Origin of the sequence: Streptomyces sp. SID5910, from assembly GCF_009862125.1 — a bacterium.
In the GTDB taxonomy this organism is placed as follows: Bacteria; Actinomycetota; Actinomycetes; order Streptomycetales; family Streptomycetaceae; genus Streptomyces.
This window is the reverse complement of sequence record NZ_WWHX01000870.1, coordinates 1-352: the sequence shown is the minus strand read 5'-3', so window position 1 is coordinate 352 and position 352 is coordinate 1. Positions and strand designations below refer to the sequence as shown.

Below are 352 nucleotides of genomic sequence, written 5' to 3'. Positions count from 1 at the left end.
GCTGCCGGGCGAGCACCGGGCGCAGCCGCTCGGCGTCGTCCAGGGTGCGCAGCAGGTGCACGCCGGGGACGCCCTCGGCACCGGGCAGCCGGACCGGTTCGGCGCCGGTCGCGACGACCAGGGCGTCGTACGGCACGGGCCCGGCGGAGGTGTCCAGGACGTGGGCGCCGGGACGCAGGCCCAGCGCCTCGCAGCCGAGCCGCAGCTCGATGCCGAGCGCCTCGAAGTCGACGTCGAAGGCGGAGCCCTCGGCCGTGCCGAGCAGGACGGCCTTGGACAGCGGGGGGCGGTCGTAGGGCTGGTGGGGTTCGGCGCCGATCAGCGTCACGGTGCCGGTGAAGCCCTGTTCGCG

Annotated in this window: 1 protein-coding gene; it reads right to left on the bottom strand. The window is 76.7% G+C overall.

What is annotated here, in order from left to right; genetic code table 11:
• Positions 1 to 352, bottom strand: a 352-nt coding sequence (locus GTW67_RS30560; protein ID WP_161167995.1) for an FAD-dependent oxidoreductase, incomplete at both ends; no start/stop codon positions are given.